An 8,497-nucleotide genomic window follows, 5' to 3' on the forward strand; every position below is an offset into this window, starting at 1 on the left:
ACGGGCCGCTGAAGAAGCTGCTCACCCCGCGCGACAAGACGCCTGCCGCCGGTGCGCCGTCTGCGATCAACAAGTACACGAACCAGCCGATTGCCAACGGTTCGGTGCTGTTGGTCTGGACCGGAGACGGCTGTTCGACGCCGGTCTGCAACCCGCAGACCAGTCAGGACTTCATGGCTGTGCTCGACGCCGAGCCGAACTCGACGACCTACGGCAACGTGATCTGGACCGCCGAGCTGCCGAAGGTGATCCTGTCGAACATCCTGCCGGGCGGCCCATTGGGCGGCGCCTCGTCGGATTCGCACAATGATCCGCATCACATGCTCAGCTACACGTCCTACATCTCGGGCGGTGGCGACGGTCTCACCAAGGGTCGCAAGTATCAGTTCGGCGGCGGCGTGATCTCGAAGAACGTGTTCCGCTTCGACGTGACCTCGGTCCGCTCGATCGGCAAGGCCGATGTCGCGGTCTGTGGCACCCAGGTGCGGCGTTCCTCGCTGACCGATGATTTCGTGGTCATGCCGTCGACGACGGGCAATCACAAGATCCTCTACACCTACATGTCGAACTACGTGTACGGGCCAGGCGGCACGGTCACGGAAATCGAACCGGATCGCGTGGCACCCACCCTGCTCGGAACCTGTCTGGCCACCGCGCCGGCCGTGCTGCCGCTGCTGGAAACGGTGCAGGTCGGCGGTCTGATCGGCAACATTCCCGGCCTGATCACCGACGACACCAACCTGCTCGGCCACACCGGCATCACCGAGTACGGTGCTGCCGTGCGTGCCAACCAGCCGCGCAACCCGACCAACTACACGAGCTACCCGGATCTTCGTCCGCAGCGCCGCTACAACCAGGGCGTGTTCTATCTCGGCAATGACGATGTCGGCATCGAAGCGCTGCCGCACGGCATGGCGCTGACCTATGACGGCAAGTATCTGGTGTCGTCCGATTACGCCGTTGCGGCGTCGATTGGCGCCTCGGCCATCAACGGTGCGCTGATCGGCATCTGCAACCAGGGTGGCGGTTCCAATGGCGATCGCGCGGCCGGTCCGCTCGGCGTCTGCGGTTCGACCTTCGGCAGCTCGGTACGCGTCTTTGAAACCAGCGGCACCTACAAGCGTGGCAAGACGCGTGACTCGCTGAAGGAAGCGAAAGTCTATGACTCGAACCCGTACATCCGTTCGGTTTCGGCCGTGCCGGATGGCCCGCGCGAAGAGTTCGTGCTGTTCCATGAAGAGAACGAAGGCCTGATGCCGTTCGGTCTGCCGCACCAGTCGCATCACTGCAAGAACCAGAAAGGCTGGGTCGACAACGGTGATCCGAGCTATGACCGTGCGATCACGCCGGCGGGCCTGGTGGCCAATGCCAACTCGGCGGTCGATATCGAAGACTGCGCGCCGACCAGTCCCGAGTACGTGCCGCATGACGGTGCCTTCTCCGGTGCCATGTGCGGTGGTGTCCTGTACTACAGCCCGGATGTCCGCATCTCCGGCAAGGACAGCAACGTGTTCGGCGGCAAGGGTCCTTACTGGCGTGCGGTCTATGACGTCGGTCCGTGCCCGGGCGTTTCGTACTTCAATCTTTCGGACGACGATCGCTTCCTGATCCAGCCGATCGCGGGTATCGAAAGCCCGGCGTCGATCGATCCGGCCGGTGCGGCGGAATTCGATCGTGACTATCCGCGTGAACACAGCCGTCGCGTGCTGACCGTGGACATTCGTCCGCTGCTCGCGAAGGGGCGTGCCAACACGCCGGCCACGGCGATCAAGTGCGACTTCCCGCCGCCTGACCGCGCTCGTCTGTCGAAGAGCTCGCTGGGTGCTGTTGCTACGCGTGCTGACCTGTCGGGTGGCATCTCCGGCAAGTTCAACATTCTCAAGCACAACAACGAAGCCGATGACTGCCCGCGTGTCCGTGGCGTAGTGGGCCAGTTCGAAACCGGCCCGACCGGCGTTGGTCTGCCGACGACCTTGTCGTCGAACAGCACCCAGCGCGGCGTCGGCTATGTGCGTGAAGCGCAGCTGATCCAGGAAGTGCTCGCTGTGAATCTGGGCGGCATCCTGCTGGACGGCACCAAGACCGGCGGCGAACCGTCCGGTGTCAGTGGCGGCGGCCCAGGCAGCGGCAACCTCAACAGCCTGCAGAACATGCACACGCATGGTGGTCCGCATTTCACGGTCATCGACCGCGTCGGCTACCAGAAGACGCCAAGCAACGAAGGCGGCTACATGGATCTGACCCCGAAGAGCAATGGTTCGGGTCTGGCCGTGCCGCGTGACGCCGTGGTTGGCGGCGCACCGGCGCAGGGCGTGCAGCGTTACGCGTTCATCCAGTACTTCGTCGAACTGAACCATGTCCCGGGTCCGGGCACTGGTTCGGATGGCGATCGCACCATCTGTCTGGCCAAGTACGACCGCCGCACCGGCGCCACCGTGCTTGACACCAGCTTCACCGATGAACTGCTCGGCACGCCCTGCATCGACTTCGACTCCGCTGCCCGTGACGACTGGTCCTGGCCAGGTGCCCGCGGCAAGAAGGGTACGGCGAAGCCGCATGCCGCGGTGTTCGAGCGTGACGGTGCTGCGCTGTTCGGCCCGGGCTACTACCCGGCCGCGCCGCTCGATGACGATGGAGCGAAGTAAGTAGCGCAGGCATCAAGGCCTTTCTTCGAAGGCGGAGAAGGGTTGCTTGTCTCTTTCCCCTGTGCTTTTCGGGGGAAGGTCGGGATGGAGGCGCTTGGCTGCAGCGCACAGGTCAGTCGCCCCACCCAAACCCTCCCCCGCACGCGGGGGAGGGCTTCTTTTCATTGACCGTTACTGGAGCACCACAACGATGTCGCAGTTGCCAAGTTCCCGATACAAGCGTGCGCTCGTCGCCGCCAGCTTCTTTGCCGTTACCGCTGCTGTTGTCCCGGTCTCCGCCGACCAGAAATCTGCCCAGAATTCTGCCGCGGCTCTCGATGGCGGTCTCGCCGTCGATGTCACCGTCAACGGCCGTCCCATTACCCGGAATCACATCGCGCTGATGGGTTCCAATTTCACCGAAGACAAGAAAGCGCCAGGGCCGGAAGCCCAGGCGGCTGCACGTCTCGAACTGATCACCCAGGAAGTGCTCGCCCAGGCCGCTCTCAAGGAAGGCCTCGACAAGCAGGGCATCGTCGCCGACCAGATCGCGTTCCAGGAACGCTCGATCCTGTCGCGTGCCTATCTCGAGGATTACTTCGCGAAAAACCCGGTCACCGATGAATCGCTGAAGGCCGCCTACGACGCCAACGTCGCCAGCGGCAAGATCACCGAATTCAAGGTGCGCCACATCCTGGTCAGCGATCTGCCGCAGGCCCAGGCGATCATCGCCCGCCTGGCCAAGGGCGAAGACTTCGTTGCCATTGCCAAGGTCGAAACGCTCGATCCGGGTGGCCAGAACAACGGCGGCGATCTCGGCTGGTTCCGGCCAGACATCTTCGTCGACAGCAATTTCGCCAATGCCGTCGTCGCACTGAAGAAGGGCGGCACCAGCAAGGATCCAGTGCGCAGCCGCTTCGGCTGGCATGTGATCAAGGTCGAGGATGGCCCGCGTCCGGTCGCCAATCCGGGCAAGTTCGACACGCTCGACGATCCGATCAAGCAGTCGCTGCGTCAGCGTGCGGTGCAGGCCAAGCTTGAAGCGGTGACCGCTGCGCTGACGTCGAAAGCGAAGATTGCCGGGCCTGGGCTTGCGGCGACAACGCCGGCAGGCAGCAAGGCCAAGAGCGCGCCCTGAGCGCGCCCAGACTGCGACGAAACCACCATAAAAGTTCGAGGAAGACCACCGATGATTCTCAACAAGACCGCATTCCCCTTCGCGCTGGCCGCCTCGCTGCTGCTGTCGGCCTGCGCCCAGCAAGCTGCGAAGCCTGAGGCTGCTGCTGTCGCCGCCGTTGATCCGGCCACGCCGCCGACGCTCGATACGCTGGAGATCGGCAAGCTGTCCGCCGAAGACCGCATCGGCCTGACCGTGCACTTCGCGCGCATCGGCGATCTCGCTGGCCTGAAGCGGATGCTCGATGCCGGCGCTGACGTCAACGGCCGCGACACGCTCGACCAGACGCCGCTGATCGCCGCCGTCAGCCAGGATTCGCTGCCGGCTGTCGAAGCGCTGCTGAAGCGTGGCGCCTCGGTAGCTATCGTCGACAAGGCCGGCTGGTCGCCGCTGCACTTCGCGACCTTCTTCTCCGCCGACACCACGGTGATGAAGGCGCTGCTCGATGCCGGCGCCGACGTCAACGCCCAGAACGACCGCGGCATCACCGCGCTGTACTTCGCCGCAGCCACCGGCCACGAAGTTCAGGTGAAGTTCCTGCTCGACCGCGGCGCTGATCGCTCGATCGCCTCGAAGTCCGGCTGGACGCCGCTGCGCATCACCAAGGTCAAGGGCATCGAAAGCGTTGCCAAGCTGCTCGATCCCCAGGGTCAGGAACGGGGCAAGGGCGAAGCCGTGCCGGCCACCAAAGGTTGACCTGTCAGCATCCGTCATCGGCGGTTCCTGAGGTTTCGATGCAGCGGCTTCTTGGTCGTGTCGCGGTTGTGCTGGCGCTGATTGCTGTGGCGCCGGCCACGTTGCTGGCGCATGAAGGCCATGAGCACGAGGAGCCGCAAGCGCCGCAAGCTGCAGTCGCGCCTGTGCCGGCGGCATCCACTGCTGCGCTGAGCCTGCCGGCGCGAGTGATCGCCGACCCGCGGCGCACCCTGGTCGTGGCGGCGCCACAGGCCGGCGCGGTGATGGCGCCGGCCGGTGGCTTTCCGCTTGCCGGCCGCGTGCTGAAAGCCGGCGAGGTGATCGCGCTGCTGCAGCCCACCATTGCCCAGCCGGTGCGCCGCGATCTGGAACGGCAACTGGCGGATGCCCATCGCGATACCGGCATCGGCGCGCTGCAGATCGATCGCTACGGCATCGAAGTGCACAACTTCGATGTCGCCCTGCCGACCCAGACCTTGCAGATCATCACCGACTACCACGCCGCCCAGGCGCGTCAGACGCAGCTGGAGCAGAGCCTGTCCAACAGCATCGACATCGCCGCACCACGTGGCGGGCGTCTGCTCAGGGGCGAAGCGGCGAGCGGCCGTCAGTACGCGCCGGGCGAGACTCTGTTCGTGGTCCAGGCCGATGACGGCCTGGCGATCGAAGCCCGCTTCGTCGATACCGATCTGGTCGCACCCGAGCAGGCGGTGGCGCTGCTCGACGATGGCCGGCAACTGCCGCTGCGCCGCCTGAGCAGCGGCTACGACAGCGCGCAGCGGGCGCAGGTGGTCCGTTATGCGCCGCTGGTCCACGACCCCTTGTTGCAGGTCAATCAACGCCTGCGCCTGCAGCTCGTGCAGAGGCTTGCCAGCACGGCCGTTGGAGCTACGCATTGAACGGCAAGCGCATTGCCTTGATCTCCGGCGTCCTGCTGCTCAGCACCGTGGCGCTCGCCCATGACGGCGAAGTGCATCGCGATCCGGCCGATGCGGCAACGGCCGCGCCGGCGGCGCCAGTCGATAGACCTCAGCGTCTCGCCGATGGCAGCCTGCAGGTGTCCAAGCCGATGCAGCGCCTGCTGAAACTGCGCACCGAACGCTGGTCGTCGGCAACCCTGGCTGCGGTGCAGACGCTGGTCGCCGAAGCACGGCCGCAGCCTGAATTCGCGCTCGATCTGGTGGCACCGGAGCGCGGCCGGCTTGAAGCCCCGGACGGCGGCTGGCCGTTGCCGGGGCAGGCGGTCAAGGCCGGTGCCGTGCTCGCCTGGCTGCACCCGCAGCTGAGCCAGCAGGAGATCGCCGAGCGCCGCGCCAAGATCGCCACGCTCGAACAGCAACTGGTGATCATCGACGTCAATGTCGAGCGTCAGCAGATGCAGAGCGACGCGGCCGTCGCTGCCGGTGGTTCGGCAGGCGGCAACATCTGGATCGAGAAGTATCTGGCCGATCGCGATGCGATGCGCGCCAACCGCGACCTGCTGGCGCAAAGCCTGTCCGATCGCCTGCCGCTGCGCGCCGCGGTCAGCGGCCGGGTGCTGTCGGTGCCAGTGTCGCCCGGCGCGATCGTCGAAGCTGGTCAACCGCTGTTGCGGCTGGCCGATCCGAACGCCGTGCAGTTCGTCGCCATCCATCAACAGCCCGGCCTTGCCGGACGCATCGCTGCAGCGCATCTCGCCGACGGCCAGACGCTGCGCCTGCGCGGCGAAGAACCGCTGGCCGACGGCAGCGGCTGGCGCCTGCGTTTCGATGCGCCGGCGAGTGCCCATGTTGGGGCAGGGCAACTTGCTTCAGGTCAGATCGCCAGCCTGCGCGTCAGCCTGAAGCCGCTGCCGGGAACCGTTGCGGTGCCGCCGGGCGCCTGCGTGCGCAGCGATGACGGCGGCGGCATCGTCTGGGTCCATCGCGAAGCCGAACGCTACGAAGCGCGCAAGCTCGCATCCTGCAGCGGCGATGGCGTTCTGGCGACTTCACTCGCCTTGGTCGATGGTGATCGCATCGTCACAGAAGGGGCGGCGCTGCTCAGTCAGTACCGCTGAGGGCGAGCCGCCAATTTTCTGCGCTGTGATCATTGGCGCGACCGCTCTCGACGCTTTCCTGACGGCTGCGCATTCAGTGCCAGCGCTTGATGCGGCCATAAAATTCAGGCTCAGAACGCCGTTATCCGAGCAGCGTCTTTACGGTCGCGCACAAGCCCTTGACCATGACCAGATCGAGATGCTCTGGTGTGCGGCTGGTTGATCAAGTCGCGCTGCGGAAGCCCATTGCTCCGAACGTGTTCGTCGCGACGACCACCCGGGTCCGCGCATCGGGCCCCCGACGTTTGCTCGATCATCATCCTGGATCGGCCCACTAACACAGCCTGCTGAGCTGGCTCCGGATTTACCGTTGCAACCGCGCTCGTGTAGCGGACGTCGGTCCGCAAGACCTGACTTTGGTAAGGCGCGATGAAGGTCATCGGCTGCTCAAATGCTGACACGCCGCAGCAACCTTCAAAAGGACAAGTCATGACATCTGCTCTCGCGACTCAGGTTCCCACCTTGGGATACGATTCATCGCCGCTGGTGCTCCGCGCCCAGCAGGGTAAGCTGCCCCGTCAGTGGGCTGCCAGTTTCCCGTCGTCGACGGGACGCGCCGAACGCGTCACCGTCCGCGAAATGCGCTTCCTGTCGGCAGTGGGGATGCAGTCATGAAAGCGAACGTTATCTCTAGCTACCCGCCCGGCATGCCGCACAGCATTGCTACGCCGCGGCATCGCAGTCTGGGAGAGCTGATCGTCGAGAGCTGCCGCACCTACGCCGAGCGGGTCGCACTGGTGCAGGAAGGCGATGCACTTAGCTACAGCCAGCTTGATATCTTGAGCGAACGTCTCGCAGCCTTTCTCTCAGTGGACCTCAGTCTCGCGATCGGCGAGCGCGTGGCGCTGATGATGCCGAACGTGCTGGCCTATCCCGTTGCGATCTGCGGCGCGCTGCGCGCGGGCTGTGCGGTGGTCAACGTCAATCCGATGTACACACCGCGCGAACTCAAGCATCAGCTCCGCGATTCTGGTGCGCGCGCCATCATCGTCGCCGAGCCTTTTCTCGCCACTGTCAACGCGGTGCTCGCGGAAACCTCTGTTGACACCGTGATCGTGGTATCGATGGCGGGCATGCCGCAGGCTGCCTCAGAACCGTATGACCATTCCGGAACGGCATCCCTGAACACGGCACTGGCCACGCAAAGCCTGTTGCCGGCCATCGAACAACGGCCTAGCGACACCGCGCTGCTGCAGTACACCGGTGGCACCACTGGACCCTCGAAGGGCGCAGAGCTGAGCCACGCCAATCTGCTGGCCAACCTCGAACAGTTCGGTACCTGGCTGGGCAACGCGGTGCAGCCGGAGCGCGAGGTGGTTCTCACCGCGCTGCCGATTTATCACATCTTTGCGCTGACGGTGAATCTGCTCACCTTCCTGCGCCTCGGTGCGAAGAACGTGCTGATTTCCAATCCCCGCAATCTGCCAGATGTGGTGGTGACGATGCGGCGCGAGGGCTGCACGATCATCACCGGCGTCAACACCCTGTTCAACGGACTGCTCAACACGCCGGGTTTCGAGGCACTGGATTTCTCCGGCATGAATCTCTCGATGGGCGGTGGCTCCGCGGTACAGGCCGCGGTGGCGCGGCGCTGGCAGGAGGTCACGGGCAAGGTACTGGTGGAAGGCTATGGCCTGTCCGAGACCTCGCCGGTGCTGACGGCGAACCGCATCGACACCGGTGTTTTCCGCAGCGGCATCGGCCTGCCGCTGCCGTCGACGGAAATCTCCATCCGCGATGACGAGGGCAGGGAAGTCGCGCCCGGCGAGGCGGGCGAGCTGTGCGCACGCGGTCCGCAGGTGATGCGCGGCTACTGGAACAAGCCGGAGGAGAACGCCAAGGCTTTCACCGAAGACGGCTATTTCCGGACCGGTGACATGGCGATGCAGGACGCCGACGGCTACTTCCACATCGTCGATCGCA

5 protein-coding genes and 1 pseudogene are annotated in these 8,497 nt (G+C 65.0%); all 6 read left to right on the plus strand.

The features are described from left to right. Positions 1 to 2,645 (plus strand): annotated as a pseudogene (locus tag Q0D45_RS19275) (hypothetical protein); the annotation flags it as partial. A 190-nt stretch (positions 2,646 to 2,835) separates the two neighbouring features. Further along, on the plus strand, positions 2,836 to 3,762 hold the full coding sequence (locus Q0D45_RS19280; RefSeq protein ID WP_293396822.1) for a peptidylprolyl isomerase: 927 nt from the start codon (positions 2,836 to 2,838) through the stop codon (positions 3,760 to 3,762). Between the two features lie 51 nt (positions 3,763 to 3,813). Next, entirely contained in the window at positions 3,814 to 4,497 is a 684-nt protein-coding gene (locus tag Q0D45_RS19285; protein WP_293396825.1) for an ankyrin repeat domain-containing protein, read from the plus strand. 38 nt (positions 4,498 to 4,535) lie between these two features. Further along, entirely contained in the window at positions 4,536 to 5,396 is an 861-nt protein-coding gene (locus Q0D45_RS19290; protein WP_293396828.1) for a hypothetical protein, read from the plus strand. Next, the gene (locus Q0D45_RS19295; RefSeq protein ID WP_293396831.1) at positions 5,393 to 6,535 is read left to right on the plus strand and encodes an HlyD family efflux transporter periplasmic adaptor subunit; all 1,143 of its coding nucleotides are present in this window, start codon (positions 5,393 to 5,395) and stop codon (positions 6,533 to 6,535) included. The genes Q0D45_RS19290 and Q0D45_RS19295 overlap by 4 nt, the downstream gene beginning before the upstream one ends. Before the next feature lie 560 nt (positions 6,536 to 7,095). Continuing rightward, on the plus strand, positions 7,096 to 8,497 hold a 1,402-nt coding region (locus Q0D45_RS19300), incomplete at its 3' end, for an AMP-binding protein (RefSeq protein ID WP_293396834.1).

The organism is Nevskia sp. (assembly GCF_023266035.1).
Taxonomy (GTDB): domain Bacteria; phylum Pseudomonadota; class Gammaproteobacteria; order Nevskiales; family Nevskiaceae; genus Nevskia.